An 18,870-nucleotide genomic window follows, 5' to 3' on the forward strand; every position below is an offset into this window, starting at 1 on the left:
GAATTGGGGGCTGTTCGGATTTCGATCATCGATCTTTAACCTCTAAATCAATTAGTTGTAAATCAATAAATGTCCAAATCGATCGACTTATCTAAACCGCTGCCTACGGCTGATTTTTACCAATTGATCCATGAGCAAATCAGCAATGAAGATGACTCGATGAGTCAGCGGGTAAACTGGCTCATTCTTTCACAGTCATTCTTCTTTAGCGGGTTCGCGACACTTTTAACTTCACCGCCTGACCCAGAGAATGGCGGCTATGCAGAGTTACATCAACTCTTGCTCTGGATCGTTCCTGGCATTTCTTTAATCACAAGCATTCTGATTTATGTCGGAATTCTGGTTTCCCTGGTTTATATGGCTGAATTACGGAACCTGTTTCAAACCTATCCGCAGGATGATACAACCGAGCATTATCCGCCAATCCAAGGTACAACGCTGACTCGTCGTTTAGCCCAAATGCCTGCGATCGTCTTACCCCTGCTTTTCATCTCCACTTGGACAGTTTTATTGATTCAGGAAGTGCGTTAGAGATGGGTTGAACATTCAGCGCGGCAGTGCATCACGACGTGATCGAACACAGTAGCTTACGCAGCATTGAACAAAGTATTGATGCAGTAGAACAAGTTGACGCAATAGAACAAGCTGACGCAGTAGAACAAAGTGAGGAAGTCGATGAATTCAACGCAAAAGATGTCCCCGCCAGCCGTGTGGGCTGGACTGGAATGTACGGTGAATCGAATTGGCGATCGATATTTTGACCAAATGGAATGGAATGGACACGCCAATCGAATTGAGGATCTGAAACGATTCGCCGCGCTGGGTGTGGAAATGATCCGCTATCCGATCCTGTGGGAACGCATTGCGCCGAATGGGGTAGAACAGGCAGATTGGTCATGGGCAGATGAGCGGCTGAAAATGCTGGATGAGTTGGGCATTTGTCCGATCGCCGGATTAGTGCATCACGGCAGCGGTCCTCGCGATACCAGCCTGATCGATCCGGCATTTCCAGAAAAGCTGGCAGAATATGCGCGGGCGGTTGCCGAGCGATATCCCTGGCTGAGCCATTACACGCCTGTGAATGAGCCGTTAACGACTGCCAGATTTAGCGGGCTGTATGGTCACTGGTATCCGCATGAGCGCGATGACCTGATGTTTGCCAAAGCATTGATTCACGAGTGCCGTGCCACGGTGCTTTCCATGCAGGCAATTCGAGAAATTAATCCGCGGGCACAGCTCGTACAAACCGAAGATCTGGGCAAAACCTTTAGCACGCCTCTGCTGACATACCAGGCACAGCTTGAGAACGATCGCCGCTGGCTGTCGCTCGATTTGCTGTGCGGGCGCGTCAATCCTGACCATCCCCTGTGGAGCTATCTGCTGGGGGCAGGCGTTGAGGCAGACGAACTGCTGTGGTTTGAAGACAATTCCTGTCCGCCCGATATTATCGGCATTAATCGTTATGTGTGCGGCGATCGGTTTATTGATGAACGAATGGAACGCTATCCCGAACATACGCGGGGCGGCAATGGCAAGCATCAATACGCCGATGTGGAAGCGGTGTGGGTCTGTGCCGATGGCATTTACGATCACGCGGCTCTGCTGAAGGAAGTCTGGCAACGCTATGGGCAGCCGATCGCCATTACTGAAGCCCATTTGGGCTGTACCCGCGAGGAGCAGTTGCGCTGGCTGAAAGAAATCTGGCAGGTGGCTCAGGCAGTACGAAATGAAGGGGTAGACTTTCGAGCCGTCACAGTCTGGTCGCTGCTGGGAACTTACGACTGGAATAGCCTGGTGACTCGCGACGATGGATTTTACGAGCCGGGTGTATTTGATGTCCGATCGGCGGTGCCCCGTCCGACAGCGATCGCTAAAATGGTGCAATCGATCGCCACAGGGCAGGAATATACCCACCCGTTACTGGATCTCCCCGGATGGTGGCAGCGATCGCAGCGGTTACTCTACCCACCTGTTAGCTATTCACAAAAATCAGGCGGATGGATTGATACAGAATCAGGGGCGGTTTGTCGCTCAGTCGAGATGAGGCGGATTGGAAAAGATTCTGCTGCCGCTTCCACGCCGCCACTGCTCATTACGGGCGCGACGGGTACCCTGGGACAAGCCTTTGCTCGCCTTTGTGAAATTCGCGGCATTCCCTATCACCTGCTGTCTCGTCAGGAGATGGATATTACAGACTCTACTTCGGTAGCGCAAGCGTTGAAGGAATTGCAGCCGTGGGCGATCGTGAATGCAGCAGGATACGTGCGAGTCGATGATGCCGAGCGGGAACCGCACCTGTGCCATCGCGTCAACGCCGAAGGGGCAACGATTCTAGCGGAAGCCTGTGCCGATCGCGGCATTGCAATGGTGAAATTTTCCTCGGATTTGGTATTTGACGGCAACCGCGCTGAACCCTATACGGAAAGTCAGCAAGTCGCGCCGCTTAACGTTTACGGACGGAGTAAGGCGATCGCGGAACAGCAGGTTCTAGCTGCCCATCCCAATTCTCTAGTGATTCGCACCAGTGCCTTCTTTAGCCCCTGGGATGCCTATAACTTCTTGACGATCGCCCTTCGCACCCTGGCAGCCGGACAACCGTTTATTGCCGCATCGGATGCGATCGTTTCGCCTACCTATGTGCCCGATCTGGTCAACGTGACGCTGGACTTGCTGATTGATGGCGAATTTGGGCTGTGGCATCTGGCAAACGAGGGGGCGATCGCTTGGGCAGACCTTGCGCGGGAAGCTGCCAGGCTTGCAGGACTCGATCACACTCGCATTGATGCCCGTCCTGCTAAAGAACTCAACTGGGTTGCGCCTCGTCCGATTTACAGTGCGTTGACAAGTGAACGAGGGGTGCTGTTGCCGGATCTCGATCAGGCGATCGGGCGATATCTGAAAGAGCGCGTTTCAGCCTGAACGGGGTAGACCAGCGTTGCAGGGTGTTTCTGAGCGATTGCCGCTGAGGTTCCTGGAGCCAGGCCAGCGGCAGCAGCGCAACGAGCCGGAAAATGCTGGAAAGCGCAAATAGTTCTGTGATGTTACCTGCATTGCTAGATTGCGCCAGCCAGCCCCCTGCTAACGCCCCCATTGCCCCCGCCACACCCCCGATCGCCGCCGTGGTTGCAAAATACTTGGTTTGGTGCTGCACCGGAACGATCGCAAATTGCAGATTGTTGATGCACAGGTCGATCGCCGCCCCCGTCCCACCGCCTAAAAGATGCAGAAGCGGAAACCAGAGCCAGAGCGAGTGTGAATTTGCACCCGTCCCCAGCCAGAACAGCGGCGTCACCGCAACCAGCAGCCCATTCAGCAGCAGAATCGATCGATTGCCAATCCGGTCTGCCAGCCTACCCCACTGAAGAAGCATCAGCAGATTCGCGCCTGCTCCTATCCCGTTGTAGAGCGTGACCCAGCTCAAATCCAGAGCCAGATCATTCAGTAAATACAGATTAAAAAAGGGATTACTGAGGTTAATCCCAAATGCCCACAAGCCGAAGTAGAGCAGGAATAGCCCGTAATGAGAGTTGTGGAATAGTTTGTAGAAAAGGCTGGGGTCAGCTGTCTGAGGCAAACTGGCGACCGGGTGGCTCGTCTGGCTCTCCTCGATCTCCTGCATTCCAGGACAAAGCTCCACAGTTTCCTCTTGAGCGCGATCGCAAATCACCGCATTTTCGGGTTGAGAGACTGCCGGGCCAGAACCATTTGCCTGCGGATTGATATTTCCCTGAAAACTAATGTTTTCCTGAGAACCAATATTTGCCTGAGAGCCAATATTCGCCTGTGGATTTACATCGACCATGCGCGACTGAAAGCCCAGGCTAATGACTCCTGCAACAACTGCCACAATCATCATCACGCCAAATCCCTGAATGCTGCCCCCCGTCCAGCGCGAGACAACCACACCCAGCAGCGGCAGGGCAATCAAACCGGTCAGGCTAAAGGCACTATTCCGCAAGCCGAAATACCGTCCGCGCAACTGTCGGGGAACCAGTGTCGCCAACCAAGACAGCCAGGAAGCACTGCCGATTGCATTTATCAAATGCGTAATCAGCATCACCACCAACGTCGCGAAAATCATCGGCTGCAACTGGTTAGGATGTCGGCTAGAAATCAGGATGACGATCGCCAGCGGCAGCCACAGCAAGCGGGAAAAGCCGTAAACCCAGAGACTATAGCGACGACGGCTCGTGGTGCAATCTGATAAATAAGCCCCAAGGGGCTGCAAGAGATTTGCCACCATTGGCATCGAAGCCAGCATCCCAATCTGAAGCGGCGTTGCCTTCAGCTCGACGAGAAAATTACTAATCAGCACTCCGCCAGTCACGCTAGAAAAAAGCGTTGCAAAAATGCCGTCCAGCGTTGAAGCGCGGAGACTAGAGCGAATTTCATCTTTTGAAATTTTGGTTAGCACTTAGTTTGTTGGCACTTGGTTTGTTGACACAGTGTTTCTCGACACGGTGTAGCGCGTGTCCAACGCCAGCTCCGGCTCTAACCTCTCCTGTGGCGAAGCAGAAGCCACATCCTGTAGATAATCCGTCACCGGAGTGTACTTCTGTTGACAACTTCTCTATTCAATCACTCATGGACACTCTTCCTAATTCATATTGTTTTTTGCCTATTGTTCTTTAAGTGCTGTCACGATTAGATCAATCATTCCTTCTAAAGGGGCAGCGATCGTTTCAGCCGTCATGCCATTAGCAGGAGGGAAGGGAGCTAGCCCCAGCCTAAGATGCAGATACTATCCTTCCCTGATGCAGAACGATGTCCCTACTCCTGCTAGACCTTGACGGCACAATCCGGCAATCGCTCAGTGGAGAGCAGTACTTCCAGCATTCCCAAGATCAGCAGGCGATCGCAGGGGTTGAAGATGCGCTTCGTTCTTATTCCGATGAATGGATTATGGTTGGGATTACCAATCAAGGCGGGGTTGCGGCAGGACACAAATCAATACAGCAATGCATCGCAGAACAGCAATACACGCTAGAACTCTTTCCACGGCTAAAAGAGATTTACTTCTGTCCAGACTTCGGCGGCAAAAAGTGTTTTCGAGTGACTCGCCACAATGTTTATAACCACAGCAGAAGTCAGTGGTCAGGGCAGTACCGCAAACCGGGCGCAGGAATGCTGAATTTGGCAATGGCGCGGCACAAGCAAACGCCTGAAAAAACCTATTATGTGGGCGATCGTCCAGAAGATGAAATTGCCGCTCGTCGCGCCAGAGTGCAGTTCCAATGGGCAGGGGAGTGGAGAGAGCAGCAGGGAGCAAGCCACAAAAATGCTTTCATCCCAAAAACTCTTATTAATTAAGATATTCATTAACATCAATCAAGAGCGATTGATTAAGCAATATTGATTGAGGATTGAGTAAGCGGGTAACGCGATTCGAACGCGCGACATCAACCTTGGCAAGGTTGCGCTCTACCACTGAGCTATACCCGCATCAAGCACATTTACTAATGTCTCAAAAAACTGAGGTTTTGTCAAGGTTTTCTGAACAGTTTTTTGAGACCGGAGCGACATCAATCTGCTATTCAGCCGAAGCGGTAATGTTCTTGAGCGTCGCGGGAAGGGCTGCGCTGCTGCCTGGAAGACTGCCGCTGGGGTCAGCGTTGAGGCTGCGAACCTGACGCATCAGGGTTGCCATCTCGATCGCCCCCATTGCATAATCCCAGCCTTTGTTGCTCTTGATGCCTGCCCGTTCGAGTGCCTGCTGCATGGTGTCGGTCGTCAATACGCCGAAAATTACCGGAACGCCAGTCTGGAATCCGGCAGCAGCAATTCCTTTGGACACTTCGGCAGCCACATAGTCAAAGTGGGGCGTAGAGCCGCGAATCACTGCGCCAATGCAGATAATGGCATCGTATTGATGGGAAATTGCAAGTTGACGTGCCATAAGCGGAATCTCAAAGCAGCCCGGAACCCAAAAGTAGTCAACCTGAGTCCCATGAGGATCGGCATCGATCCCATGACGCTTAAGACAATCCTGGCAGCCCTCCAGCAATTTCCCGGTCACTAGGTCATTAAATCGACCAATGACGATCGCGAAACGCAGAGCGGCAGTATCGGTAAACGTGCCCTCAAAAACAGCCATAACAACTTCCGTGAGCTTTACCCAACTGGTATAAACAATTGGGGTGAACAGGTTCTTTGCATCAGAGCGGTTCCAATCCGATCGCCCTGCACAAAACGCCTTCTTCTAGGCTAAACCACTAAACCACAAAGTAGTTTAAGCCGCCCACTAAAAGCACTAGCAGCAGCCACACTCCAGAACCCAGCAGAATCAGCCGCTTAGATTGCTCCCAGTTGCGGGGCGAGGCATAGGCGACCGGAACGCCAATTACCATCACAAACGACATCACCACGAGGGCAGCGAGGGCAAGTTGAAACAGAATAGACATGATTTTCCTCCCAGTACAGCGACAGGTCAACAGCGAGAACTGCACCTGAATAACTCATGCTTTAAGCTACCAGAAATTGACCCCTGCTAGAAAGGTGGAGAAGTGAGTCAGTGGGCAGGGATGGGGTTACACCGCAAAGGACGATGATCAGCAAGACAGCACCCAGTCTCATCGCGATCGGTGCCTCCACTGCTGACGAAGCGTCCCCTCAATTTTCTTGTGCTGCTTGAGCTGCTGTTTTAAGTCCTTCACGGAAACCTGAAGCGATTTTACATGGGGACAGTGTTTGCATTCTGGATATCCGGCGGGGGATGCAGGATTGGCTTTGGGTGGGGTTGAATTGTTCCGTTTTGGCAGCTCAGCCGCTTCTAGCTGAATCCGTGAGGTGACCGCGTTGGTATGATTTAGCACAAAGTCAACGACTGCTTCGGCAGGGAGGGGTTTACTGAACAAATAGCCCTGTGCTACATCACACCCCAGGAGGCGCAAAAATTCAAGCTGCTCCACCGTTTCCACACCCTCTGCAAGCGTCTTCAGATTTAGCCCCTGCCCCAATGCCACAACTGCTTTGGCGATCGCTGTATCGCTTGGATCGGTAATCAAATCGCGCACAAAAGACTTGTCAATTTTGAGCGTGTTCAGGGGAAGATGCTTGATCGAGTTGAGCGACGAGTAGCCCGTGCCGAAGTCATCCATTGCAATCTGGATGCCCATGCGCTGAAGTTCCTGCAAGACGGAAATGGTGAAGTTAACGTCCTGCATTGCCATGCTTTCGGTGATTTCTAGCTCTAAATACTGCGGCTCGACCTTTGTTTTCTGGAGGATTTGCACGATCGTTTTCACCAAATTGCGCTGCTGAAACTGATCGGCAGAAAGGTTCACCGCAACCCGGATCGGCGGCAGACCCGCAGCCCGCCACGCCTGATGTTGTGCACACGCCGTCTCAATCACCCAGGCTCCGATCGCCCCAATTAATCCCGTTTCTTCAGCGAGGGGAATAAATTGATTGGGGGGAACCAGTCCAAGCTGAGGATGCTGCCAGCGAATCAGGGCTTCCATGCTGGAAATCTCGCTTGTGTAAATATCCACCTGGGGCTGATAGTGCAGCAGAAACTCGTTTTTGATCATTGCCTTTCGCAGGTCGGTTTCAAGTTCCAGGCGTTCTCGTGCCTGCAGATTCATTTCTGGAGAATAAATCTGATAATTGTTGCGACCTTGCTGCTTAGCGCGGTACATCGCAGTATCAGCGTGTTTTAGCAGGGTTTCGACATCTTCACCGTCGTAGGGAAAGAGGGCAATGCCCAAACTGGCAGACACATAGAGTTCCTGGCTTTCCAGATAAAAGGGTGCACTCAACACATCCAGGACGCGCTGGGTCAGCTTATTCACATCATCCACATAGCCGATGTGGGGAAACAGCAGCGTAAATTCGTCTCCTCCCCAGCGTGAGATGGTATCGCACTGGCGTAAACAGCCCTGAAGCCGCTTGGTCACCTGCTGAAGCAACTGATCTCCTACAGCGTGTCCCAGCGTGTCGTTTACAGTCTTAAAGCGATCGAGATCCAGAAAAGCCACGGCAAGCGTTTCTCCTCGCTGTTGCGCCGACACCAGTGCCAGAGAAAGCTGTTCGTCGAACAATAGCCGATTGGGCAGCTTGGTCAGGCGATCGTGGGAGGCTTCGTGGCGCAGCAGTTCCTCCACCCGTTTTTGCATGGTTGCCATGTACAGGTGAATCCCGATCGTTTGTGCCAGCTTGACGACTTCCTGGCTCCATTCGGGACTTTGATCGGTTTTCAGCTCGCGCCATGCCTCAAAAGACCGACGAGGAAACTGATTGCGCTCATCAGGATTTTGACGACCCGCCCACAGGATTTCGGTGTCATAGCCGTTGCGGAACACGCTCAGCCAACCCACACGCTGATGATGATACTGAAGCGGAATCACCAGCACCGAGCGAATCGGAGTCGATTGAAAAGCAGCGGCAAGGGGCCGAAACTGAGGATCTTGAAACAGATTGGTGAACATTGCGGGAGGCAACAGTCCTCCATTTTCTGAATAAACACTTTCCCTGGAACCTTGCCCACGATCATTTTGCTGGCTCAGGGTTTGCCTTGTCATGTTTCGTTCTGTAATCCCCCGAGCTGCGATCGTTTGCCCGAGAAAGCTGAGCGGCATGAGGGCATGTCCAGAGGGTTTCCAGATCGTCGCCACTGCATAATCTGTGACAGGTTGATCGGGTAAAGGGTACTGCCCACCCATTACCTGCTGCCATCCGCAGCCCTCTTCAATAAAGGCTTCGCTCGGCTGTTCGCCAAAGGTGTAAAGCTGTGCTGGTTCTCCCCCCGGTTCTGCCACCAGATAAAGCCGTCCTCCTGAGCCGTCCAGAGCTTTGACCGTTTCCTCTAAAACCACCTGACGAATTTCAGCCTGGCTCAAGGGGCAATGCAGCAAACTGCTGATGCGATTAATCGTCGCTTCGTGATACGCCTGCTGTTGAACCTGCTTAAGCAGCGTGGATTGAGCAATGGCGATCGATACCTGATCAATCAAAAGCTGCACCATCTGCAACTCCTGCTTAGAAAAGTGGCGAGGCGAAGCATGATGAATTGCCACCAGACCCCAGAGCTGCTGCTTATGCACGATCGGCAAAACTAACGATGCCATCACCCCCATTGCCAGCAAATACTGCACATGGCACGGATCAACAGGCGCGTACCGCAGATCCTCGATCAAAAGGGGTTGCCCGGTTTCCTGGCAGTCGAGGGCATTGAGTGTTTTGCGCTGTGCGGAAACATCAACAATCACGCGCTGCCGGGTTCGGAGAAAAAGTTCTCGTGCCTGAGACGGAATATCTCCAGCAGGAAAGCGCAAGCCCAGCAAAGAAGGCAAGCGTGCATCCTGAATCGACTCTGCAATAACGATCCCACTTCCATCTGGCTCAAAGCGGTACACTTTAACACGATCGATGTCAAGAAAACCTCGAATCTCTTGGGCTGCTGTGGTTAAAATCTCCTGCAGCTCAAGCGATTGGCGAATCCGACTTGTAATGCAATGAAGCAAATGCTCTTGGTCGAAAGCGGTTTCTGACATGATCGGTGTTTCCCTACCTGCTGAGTTCAGCAATAAAGTTCTATTTCTAAGATGAGGCTTAGAGAAGAATTGCTAACAGAATCTCAAAAAAGTTCACATTACACACTTTAGGCAGATGAAAAAAGCGTGAATTTTACTCTCCTGATGTTTTGCTGGCTCAACTTGGTATAGAAACTTAGCGCATTCCCAAAGATATAAAAAAGGAAACAACGATTCGGAACGATTTCAGCTCAGAAGGTGGATTAACCCCAGACCTTAACCCTTGACCGCTTCTTCCAGCCAGCGTTTGATCGTTGGAACAACTTCATGAATGGAGATTTCCTGAGATTCCCGAGTTGCCCGACGAACGACTTCGACTTTGCCCTGCTGGAGGGATCGACCTGTCACAATCCGGTAAGGAATGCCAATCAGATCCGCATCTTTAAACTTCACGCCAGCCCGCTCATCGCGATCGTCGAGCATTACCTCAACGCCAGCCCGGCTTAGCTCGGTATAAATCACGTTTGCCGCCGACACTTGATCTGTATCGTTGACATTGGGAATGACGACGATCGCCTGATAGGGTGCAATGGCAACGGGCCACACGATGCCGTCTTTGTCATAGGACTGCTCTACCGCAGACTGCGCCAATCGAGATACGCCGATGCCGTAGCAGCCCATTACAAAGGGCAGTTCTTCACCCTGTTCGCTGGTAAAGGTCGCGCCCATTGCCTTCGAGTATTTGGTTCCAAGCTGGAAGATATGCCCGATTTCAATGCCTCGCGCTGTCTGGAGCGTCTGATTGGGATCGTGCATGGCTCGATCGCCTGCGCTTGCCTTTCGCACATCGACTTGCAGCGGCGGCAGTTTGAATTGAGTGCCCCAGTTCGCGCCGACAACGTGGCGATCGGTTTCATTAGATCCCGTAACAAAAAGCTGCAAATCTACAGCTGTCTTATCAACCAATCGCAAGAACTTCGGCTCCAGGTCTTTAAGAGGCTTAATGTAGTCATCGTTGAGGTCGGGAGCCATGTATCCCAGCGGCAGTGCTTTCGCTGCCCATTTTTGCTGCTCTTCGGCCGAGGGAACGGATAGGGCAATGATCGTTTTGCCGCCGTACTGTCCTGCCAGTTTGGTCAGTTCGTTTTGCAGCTTCACCTCGTTCACATCCTGATCGCCTCGAATGCTGACGATTACCAGCACCGTTTTGCCGTTATCGTAAACCACCTGATACAGTACGTTCTTGACGATCGCCGTTGGAGAGCAATTCAGGAATTTTGCCAGACTTTCGATCGTGGGCGTGTTAGGCGTATCGCGCTTTTCAAATTTCTCAAAGGGCGAAGGCTCCGCGTCGGGCGGCAGGGAAACCGCTTTTTCTACGTTTGCGGCGTACTGACCGTCTTCGGTGTACAGCACTTCGTCTTCGCCTGCTGCTGCCAGCACCATGAATTCTTGAGAGCCGGAACCGCCGATCGCCCCCGAATCCGCATCGACGGCGCGAAACTCCAGTCCGCAGCGCGTCAAAATTCGATGATAGGCATCGTGCATCTTGCGATAAGACTCCTTCATGCCCACTTCATCCAGATCAAAGGAGTAGGCATCTTTCATGATGAATTCTCTGCCACGCATCAAGCCAAAGCGGGGACGAATCTCATCCCGGAACTTGGTCTGAATCTGATACAGATTAACCGGCAACTGACGATACGAGCGAATCATATCGCGGGCGACCGCCGTAATCACTTCTTCATGCGTCGGTCCCAAAGCCACTTCTCGCTTCTGGCGATCGGGAAAGGCAAACATAATGCCTTCTGCCTGGGTATAAGTGTCCCACCGTCCCGACTCTTTCCACAGTTCCGACGGCTGAAGCTGCGGCAGCAATGTTTCCTGTGCCCCGGCAGCGTTCATCTCTTCGCGCACAATCTGGGAAACCTTTTGCAGCACGCGCCACATCATCGGCAAATACGCATAAATGCCGCTGCCAATCCGCCGAATATAGCCCGCCCGCACCAAAAGCTTGTGGCTGGGGATTTCTGCCTCTGCCGGATCTTCCCGCAGGGTGACAAACAGCATTTGAGACAGTCGCATAATCGGTTCCCTTTTCGTGCAGAAGTTCGATTCTTCAGTTTATCTCACGTCTAATTCTGCTTTGCGCGAAGTGCTTGAATTCTGGCGACAATTCTGCGATCGCCTCTATTCCTTCCTGTATCCTCCATTCCTTCCCGTATAATGCTGCGAAACAGGCTTTTTCAGGAGTGTTTTGGTCATTACGCGATCGGGGCAAGATTCCTAATAGCAATTCTCTTTCTGCTTTCCTCCACTCCGCCCGTATGCTCGTAATAGAGTCCTCACCCTACACTCCTCACCCTATCGTCCTCACCTCACGGTCTTCACCGCTGCCCAACGCCCGAAGCTGCTGCATTACGCTGCGCTAACCCATCCTAGGCTCTACTCTCCATCCCGTCATCCACTTCGCTTCCCATCCCCCCATCCACTCCCTATGGCCGATCGCTCTCTCACTCGCCTACTCGTCAGCCTAGCCAGTCTGGTCATTGTGATCGCGGGCTTAAAGGCAGCATCTGGTTTGCTCAGCCCGATTTTGCTGTCGCTGTTTATTGTGCTGGTGTGTTCGCCGCTTTTGGCTTGGCTGCGGCATAAGCGAGTTCCGGGTTGGCTAGCTTACATGATTGTGATTCTGGGCGTCATTGCGATCGGGCTGGTGCTGGTTGTGTTTCTCGGGATTTCGGTCGCTCAGCTCTCAGAGGCACTGCCGCAGTATCGCCCGTTGCTGGAAACTCAGTTTGCGCTCATGCAGCAGCAGCTTGCTCGCTTTGGTATCCAGCAGGAAGACATTTTTCAGCTTGATTTGATCAATCCGGGACGCATTATTCAGCTTACGATCGCCTTTATTCGCGGACTGATCGGCACGCTCAGCAACGCAGGCTTAACCCTGTTCATCTTTATTTATATGCTGATCGGGGCATCGAGCTTTTCCAACAAGCTGAAGCGTGGTTTAGGAGCTAGAAATCCGATGCTGGCTCGCTTGACTGCCTTTAGCCGCAGCATTAGCGTTTATCTGCTGATCAAAAGCTGGCTGGGGGGAATGTCGGCGATCGGACAAACGATTCTGCTGCTGTTTCTGGGCGTGGATTTTGCCGTGCTGTGGGGCGTGCTGTCGTTTTTGTTTAACTTTATTCCTAACATTGGCTATGTGATTGCGCTGGTTCCGCCGCTGGTGCTGGCGTTGCTGGAGTTTGGGTTTGTGAAGGCGGCGATCGTGTTTATTGGCTATGCCCTGATTAATAACTTTTTTGATGTGGTGGTGGGTCCACGCTATCTGGGTCGCGGCTTGGATTTATCAACGCTGACCACTTTTCTGGCAGTCATTTTATGGACGTGGATTCTGGGTCCGATCGGTGCATTTCTGGCGTTGCCGCTGACCGTGCTGATCAAAAAACTCGCGCTCGAAACGTTCCCGGACAGCCAAATTCTCGCCACTCTGATTGGTGCAGGAGATAGCGAAGACACGCTCGACGAAAAGACACAAGGATAAATTTGCGACGTTGCTGAATCCGCTGAATCCAAGGATAAAGGGTTGAGTTTGACCCCGTTAGGCAGCCCCTTGAATTGACCCTTCCCTTATCCCTGGTTTTACTTCTGGTTTTGTCTCTGGTTTTACTTCTGGTTTAACGCTGTCGTTCTGAACTGCCGTAATACGATCGATACCATTCCACAAAGCGAGCAATTCCGGTTTCGATCGGGGTGCTGGGCTGGAAGCCAACATCGCGCATCAGGTCAGCGACATCAGCGTAAGTCGTGGGCACGTCTCCGGGCTGCATCGGCAGGAAGTTCTTTTGGGCGGTTTTGCCGAGGGTTTGCTCGATCACTTCGATAAAGCGCAGCAGTGACACGGGCTGATGATTGCCGATGTTGTAGAGCTTGTAGGGAGCCTGGCTGGCTACATTAGAGTTACCGGAATGAGGCGGGTTTTGCATAACGCGCACCACCCCTTCAATTACGTCATCAATATAAGTAAAGTCGCGCTGCATTTCGCCGTGATTGTAAACATCGATCGCCTGACCCGACTCTACCGCCTGCACAAATTTGAAATATGCCATATCCGGTCGTCCCCAGGCTCCATAAACGGTGAAAAAGCGGAGTCCGGTCGTAGGCAGCCCATACAAATGGCTGTAGGTGTGAGCCATCAGTTCGTTGGCTTTTTTGGTGGCAGCGTAGAGGGAAATGGGGTGATCGACGTTATCGCTGGTGGAGAAAGGCACTTTGGGATTAATGCCATAGACCGAACTAGAAGAGGCAAAAACAAGATGCTGGATCTGGCTCTGACGACAGCCCTCCAGCAAATTTACGAACCCTGTGACGTTGCTGTCTACATACGCCCAGGGGTTGCTGAGCGAATAGCGGACGCCCGCCTGCGCTGCCAGATTTATCACATAATCAAACTGCTGCTGCTGAAACAGGTTGGCTATTTCCGATCGATTGCTCAGGTCAAGATACTGAAACGTAAATCCTGGTTTATCCGTCAGTCTTGCCAGTCTCGCTTTCTTCAGGTTGACATCGTAGTATTCGTTCAGGTTATCGATGCCATAAACCGCAAAGCCGTTTGCTAATAGCCGCTCGGCGAGATGATAGCCTATGAATCCGGCAACTCCAGTGACTAATACTTGCATGATGGTTTCGATGACGAATCTGACGGTGGGCATTCAGTCTGCCCTTCTAAAATCTGCCCTTCTAAAATCTGCGCTGTTGAGCATAGGGTTCATCCTAGCAGGAGTCGTTTCAGCCGAGGCTCAGCCTACTGCGTCTCCTGAAGAAAGTCCTGCTTCTAGGACTGAGCAGTCCATCGATCTGGATCCCAGCATCATCGAAAATAGTCCAGTTTTGCAGCGATGGCTAAATGAAGTGCCGGATGTGCGATCGCAAATTCGCAGCGATCCTAGTTTTCGGACGCGCCTGAGACTCTTGTATTCCCAGTATCCTGCCAGCGAACAGGCAGCCGGGGTTCTGGTGGGCGTGGAAGATGTGTTTCTCGGTCGATCGCCCCTGACCCTTAGCGCACAGTATCAAACTGCCTTCGATCGCCCAATCGAATCCTATGGAGCCGATTTGCACTATTACGTTTTGCCCCTGGGCAGCAATGTTAATCTTGCGCCGATCGTAGGTTATCGCCATATCGAAACTGTTGACGGCACAACCGACGGCGTGAATGTGGGAGTCCGACTCATCCTTGCCCTATCCAGAACCGGAGCCGCTGATGTTGTGCTGAGCCAAAGCTGGGTCGCGCCCGGTTCAGAATCAGAAGTTGGACTCACAACGCTTTCTGTAGGCTACGCGGTCACACCGCACCTGCGTGTCTCTGCCGATGTGCAGCAGCAAAACGCCCCACGGCGTAAAGATAGCCGGGTCGGAATCGGGCTGGAATGGATGCCATAGAAAATTCAGGCAGGTCTGCGGGCAGCAAAGGCACAAAAAAGCCCCTCCGCTGGTGTGAAGGGGAATTGTGAAGGGGGAATGTGCCTGAGAACCGAGCGCTCTAGGTTCCGCCATAATTCCTGCGCGTTACTGCAAAGCAACCGATCGCTTTGCCGTTACCACTCCTGAAGAGTGATTGAGCATCATCGACCCACCCTTGCCCTTGCAGGAGGGGATGGGTCTGAAGTAGGAACGAGGGGATATGGCTTCAAGACCCACAGAACTACTTCCAGCCTGCCCGATCCATAATCTGGAGAGCTGCTGGGTTGTTTCGTCCAAAGACGCTTGCATTGATCGCATCATCGCGGAATCTGCCGTAGCTTGCCAGAACTGGGTCAAGGGATACGCCTTCCACGACCGGATATTCGTTGTTGCTCTTGGCAAAAATTTCCTGCGACTCGCGGCTGACCAGATGCTCCAGGAATTGCACGGCTGCTTCCGGGTTGGGAGCCGTCTTTAACACGCCGCCGCCGCTGATGTTAACGTGCGCTCCCCGATCGCGCTGGTTGGGGAAGAATACGCCAATTTTTTCTGCGATCGCCTTTTCTGCCGGATCTTCAGACTTGGCAAGGCGAGGCAAATAGTAAGTGTTGACAATGGCGATCGACCCTACTCCCGCAGCACAAGCTTGGATTTGGGCAGTATCATTGCCTTCGGGTTCACGAGCAAAGTTTGCCACCACGCTTCTTGCCCAGGCTTCTGTTCTGGCGGCATCATTGGCTTGCAGCATCGAACCAACCAGCGACTGGTTATAAACATGGCTGGAGGAGCGCACCAGAATTTGTCCTTTCCATCGCTCGTCTGCCAACGCTTCGTAAGTCGAAAGCTCTGCCGGGTTGACCTTGGTTTTGTCGTACATGATCACTCGCGCCCGCTTCGACAAACCCACCCACAGTCCATCAGGATGGCGCAGATTTTCGGGGACTGCCTGCCGAATCACTGCAGAGTCGATCGGCTGTAACAGTCTTTCTTGCTCTGCTGCGCGCCAGAGCCGTCCGGCATCGACGGTAATCAGCACATCGGCTGGACTGTTTGCTCCTTCGCTTTTGATCCGCTCGATCAGCGCGTCGGCTTCAGCTTCGATCAGGTTGACGCGAATGCCTGTTTTAGCAGTGAAACTTTCGTAGAGGGCGGTGTCGGTGTCATAGTGCCGCCCAGAATAAAGATTCAGCACATTCTGAGCCTGAGCAGTGCGAACCACCGGAGATTGAGCCTTTGCTTTCCCTGCTTGACCAATCGCCACGGCTGCCGTTGCAGCACCCCCACACAAAAAAGCGCGTCGCGTAATTTTGTTCATATCCCGTTGAAGAGTCGAGGTAAAAGAGTATGCACAGTTGTGATATTTGCAGCAGATTGCCTGACGGGTGGTCGGTTTCGCTGCTGGAGACTCATTGTACACTTATTGCAACTCATTCTCACTAAACTGGCTCTGCTTTTTAGAAAAATTACTGAAACGGCGAGCGCTGCTTCTGGAGCAGAATCCTAATACAGCAATTGCTTGAGCCAAAACCGCGCAGCAAAATTCGCAACTCTTTAGAAAGAGTGCCATATGGCATCGAAAGTTTGTTGACAAGATATCTTGTTTAAGTTCGGATTGAATTCTAGATTAAAGTTCGGATTGAATTCTGGAAAGACAACGAAAAACGGCGATCGCAGCTCGAGCTATCCCCAGCCGCCACAGTGGGAAAGGAGATTTGACCCATTTGATTGCCGGGAGTACCGCTTTTTCGATTTCCCTAAATTCTTCGCAGGCTCTCTTTGGCTAGGGTTTGATGGCGATCGCAGCCGGATGAGCAGCCGCGGGTAGCCATCGATTGGCGATTGGCATTCTCCAGCCTGTGCCAAAGGCGCGATCGGTGACTTTTAAGCCAGGAGGAGCCTGTTTGCGCTTAAATTCGGCGCGAATCACGAGTTTGATCACACGCTCGACCGTGGCAGCATCGTGCCCACTTGCAACAATCTCGTCGGGCGATCGATTGTCGTGGATAAACTGATGCAGAATATCATCGAGGATGTCGTAGGACGGCAGCGAGTCTTGATCGACCTGCCCGGGCTTGAGTTCTGCGCTGGGCGGCTTGACGATAACATGAGCCGGAATCAGCTTTTGCCCAGTGGAGTTGAGCCATTGGCAAATGGAATAAACCTTCGTTTTAGGCACATCTGCAATTACCGCCAGTCCGCCGTTCATGTCGCCGTAGAGGGTGCAGTAGCCAACCGCCATTTCGGATTTATTGCCCGTAGACAGCAGCAGATGCCCAAATTTATTCGAGAGTGCCATCAGCAGATTGCCACGAATCCGCGACTGCAAATTTTCTTCCGCCAGCCCAAACTCTGTATCTGCAAACAGCTCTGCCAGCGTGCGATCGTAGCTTTGCATCAGGTCGCCGATCGGCAATATCTCGGTTTTAATCGCCAGATTCTGCGCGAGCTGCACGGCATCGATGATCGAGTGCTTGGAACTGTAGGGCGACGGCATCAAAACTCCCAGCACATTTTCTGCACCGATCGCCATCATTGCCACGGCTGCCACCAGCGAAGAGTCAATCCCGCCGCTTAAGCCCAGCACAACCTTCGAGAAGCCGCACTTTCGCACGTAGTCCCGCAAGCCCAGCACCAGCGCAGACCACATTTCGGCGTCGTCATTTTCAGGCTGCGGCGCGATCTGGTTGGGATTGAGGCACAAATCCTGCTGCGTGTGATCATATTCAACCAGGACCAGATCCGGCTCGAAGGCATTTGCTCGGCAGGTCATTTCACCCCGGCGATCGAAGCCGCTGCTGTTGCCGTCAAAAATCAGATCATCGTTGCCGCCTACCTGATTAGCATAAATAATCGGAGTCTGGTAGCGAATCGCCGCATGGTGCAGCATGGCTTGGCGAATTCTTTGCTTGCCCATATGAAAGGGAGAGGCAGATAAATTGACGATTAGATTCACCTGCTGAGCCACCAGATCCTCGATCGGGCTGGCTTCATAGCTGCGCTTGCCCCAAAATTCTTCGTCGTTCCACAGGTCTTCGCAGATGGTGACGCCAATTTTGAGCGAGTCGATCGCAAATGCCATGCTTGCCTGCCCCGGCTCGAAGTAGCGATCTTCGTCGAACACATCGTAGGTGGGCAACAGCCGCTTGTGGAAATACTGCTGAACATCGCCATCTTGCAGCAGCGCAATGCTGTTAAACAGCGGTTTGCCTCCGGTTTGAACAGCGCGATCGTTGGGAACCACGGTTCCAACCAGAACGGCGATTTGAGGGGGCAAATCTTTTGCTAATTGGTTTAGCGTGTCTGCCATCGATCGTGCAAACGCAGGCTGAAGCAGCAAATCGCGAGGCGGATAGCCGCAAAGGGAAAGCTCTGGCGTCAGTAGGAGAGAAACACCTTGACTCGCTGCCTGTTGAGCTGCTTCGAGAATTTGGCGGGCGTTGCCGGAAAGATCGCCGATCGTAGGATTGAGCTGAGCAATGGCAATTTTCATAGGAATTACAAGAGTTACAAGAATGTAGGAAAAAGAATTACTCGCTTAGCTGATAAAGAATAGCTAGAGGATTCACTTTAAATTCAGCTAAATCTTGTTCAATCACTTGCCAAACTTTTTGAAAATCAACCCTTCCAGAGTCATGAATTAAAAGATTTCGCATTCCAGCAATTTGTTTCTGGGGAATTTGAGGGTGAGCTGTTTTTAATGTCTGAGAGGTTCTTTTAGTCGCTTTGCTAATGACTTCTAAATTTCGCTCGATCGCGTCCTGCCACATTTTGTCGCTTGCTAGTGCAGTCAATGTCGCTATGATTTGTTGCCTCGTCTCTTGCAACAGAGCCAAAGATACGAACATTTAAAGCTTTATGCTGGGCAGCAATTGCTAAAATCTCTTCGCGTTTTTCTCTGATGAATTCCTCAATTTTCATCCTAACTTTTCCT

At 52.2% G+C, this 18,870-nt stretch carries 14 protein-coding genes, 1 tRNA gene and 1 pseudogene; 5 read left to right on the forward strand and 11 right to left on the reverse strand.

Annotation, left to right across the window (positions count from 1 at the left end; translation table 11 throughout):
* Positions 1-69: 69 nt before the first annotated feature.
* Positions 70-531 (forward strand): hypothetical protein, encoded by a 462-nt coding sequence (locus tag NDA02_RS13975; RefSeq protein ID WP_190790078.1) that lies wholly within the window; start codon positions 70-72, stop codon positions 529-531.
* Positions 532-675: 144 nt separating this feature from the next.
* The gene (locus NDA02_RS13980; protein WP_348255139.1) at positions 676-2,919 is read left to right on the forward strand and encodes a family 1 glycosylhydrolase; all 2,244 of its coding nucleotides are present in this window, start codon (positions 676-678) and stop codon (positions 2,917-2,919) included.
* Here NDA02_RS13980 and NDA02_RS13985 read toward each other — a convergent pair.
* The gene (locus NDA02_RS13985; protein WP_348255141.1) at positions 2,804-4,414 is read right to left on the reverse strand and encodes an MFS transporter; all 1,611 of its coding nucleotides are present in this window, start codon (positions 4,412-4,414) and stop codon (positions 2,804-2,806) included. The genes NDA02_RS13980 and NDA02_RS13985 overlap by 116 nt on opposite strands.
* Before the next feature lie 350 nt (positions 4,415-4,764).
* Here NDA02_RS13985 and NDA02_RS13990 point away from each other — a divergent pair, with 350 nt between their 5' ends.
* Positions 4,765-5,310 (forward strand): HAD-IIIA family hydrolase, encoded by a 546-nt coding sequence (locus NDA02_RS13990; protein ID WP_190794174.1) that lies wholly within the window; start codon positions 4,765-4,767, stop codon positions 5,308-5,310.
* A 60-nt stretch (positions 5,311-5,370) separates the two neighbouring features.
* Here NDA02_RS13990 and NDA02_RS13995 read toward each other — a convergent pair.
* The 5 genes from NDA02_RS13995 to NDA02_RS14015 form a co-directional block, all read right to left on the reverse strand.
* A tRNA-Gly gene (locus tag NDA02_RS13995) sits at positions 5,371-5,442 on the reverse strand.
* An 88-nt stretch (positions 5,443-5,530) separates the two neighbouring features.
* A complete protein-coding gene (gene ribH, locus NDA02_RS14000; protein WP_190794173.1) occupies positions 5,531-6,094 on the reverse strand; it encodes a 6,7-dimethyl-8-ribityllumazine synthase in 564 nt (187 codons plus the stop codon).
* Between the two features lie 118 nt (positions 6,095-6,212).
* Positions 6,213-6,401 carry a photosystem II reaction center protein PsbZ gene (gene psbZ / locus NDA02_RS14005; protein ID WP_190794172.1) on the reverse strand — a complete coding sequence of 63 codons (189 nt, stop codon included), beginning with the start codon at positions 6,399-6,401 and terminating at the stop codon, positions 6,213-6,215.
* Between the two features lie 168 nt (positions 6,402-6,569).
* A complete protein-coding gene (locus NDA02_RS14010; RefSeq protein WP_190794171.1) occupies positions 6,570-9,491 on the reverse strand; it encodes an EAL domain-containing protein in 2,922 nt (973 codons plus the stop codon).
* A 255-nt stretch (positions 9,492-9,746) separates the two neighbouring features.
* Complete coding sequence (locus tag NDA02_RS14015; protein WP_190794170.1) at positions 9,747-11,555, reverse strand: proline--tRNA ligase; 1,809 nt, start codon at positions 11,553-11,555, stop codon at positions 9,747-9,749.
* A 412-nt stretch (positions 11,556-11,967) separates the two neighbouring features.
* Between NDA02_RS14015 and NDA02_RS14020 the strand changes: the two genes are divergently transcribed.
* Positions 11,968-13,020: an AI-2E family transporter gene (locus NDA02_RS14020; protein ID WP_190794169.1), complete on the forward strand. Its 1,053-nt coding sequence runs from the start codon at positions 11,968-11,970 to the stop codon at positions 13,018-13,020.
* Positions 13,021-13,153: 133 nt separating this feature from the next.
* On the opposite strand, the gene NDA02_RS14025 is transcribed toward NDA02_RS14020, so the two are convergent.
* Positions 13,154-14,155 (reverse strand): NAD-dependent epimerase, encoded by a 1,002-nt coding sequence (locus tag NDA02_RS14025; RefSeq protein ID WP_190794168.1) that lies wholly within the window; start codon positions 14,153-14,155, stop codon positions 13,154-13,156.
* Between the two features lie 10 nt (positions 14,156-14,165).
* Here NDA02_RS14025 and NDA02_RS14030 point away from each other — a divergent pair, with 10 nt between their 5' ends.
* Complete coding sequence (locus tag NDA02_RS14030) at positions 14,166-14,918, forward strand: hypothetical protein (protein ID WP_190794167.1); 753 nt, start codon at positions 14,166-14,168, stop codon at positions 14,916-14,918.
* Positions 14,919-15,180: 262 nt separating this feature from the next.
* On the opposite strand, the gene NDA02_RS14035 is transcribed toward NDA02_RS14030, so the two are convergent.
* The 4 genes and pseudogenes from NDA02_RS14035 to NDA02_RS14050 all read right to left on the reverse strand — a co-directional run.
* Positions 15,181-16,254: a Fe(3+) ABC transporter substrate-binding protein gene (locus tag NDA02_RS14035; RefSeq protein ID WP_190794166.1), complete on the reverse strand. Its 1,074-nt coding sequence runs from the start codon at positions 16,252-16,254 to the stop codon at positions 15,181-15,183.
* 465 nt (positions 16,255-16,719) lie between these two features.
* Positions 16,720-18,429: an NAD+ synthase gene (locus NDA02_RS14040; RefSeq protein WP_190794165.1), complete on the reverse strand. Its 1,710-nt coding sequence runs from the start codon at positions 18,427-18,429 to the stop codon at positions 16,720-16,722.
* Positions 18,430-18,466: 37 nt separating this feature from the next.
* On the reverse strand, positions 18,467-18,706 hold the full coding sequence (locus NDA02_RS14045; RefSeq protein ID WP_190794164.1) for a HepT-like ribonuclease domain-containing protein: 240 nt from the start codon (positions 18,704-18,706) through the stop codon (positions 18,467-18,469).
* A 19-nt stretch (positions 18,707-18,725) separates the two neighbouring features.
* Positions 18,726-18,857, reverse strand: a pseudogene (locus NDA02_RS14050) (nucleotidyltransferase domain-containing protein); the annotation flags it as partial.
* Between the last annotated feature and the right edge of the window lie 13 nt (positions 18,858-18,870).

This window comes from Leptolyngbya sp. ST-U4, from assembly GCF_039962215.1.
Classification (GTDB): Bacteria; Cyanobacteriota; Cyanobacteriia; order Elainellales; family Elainellaceae; genus Leptolyngbya_A.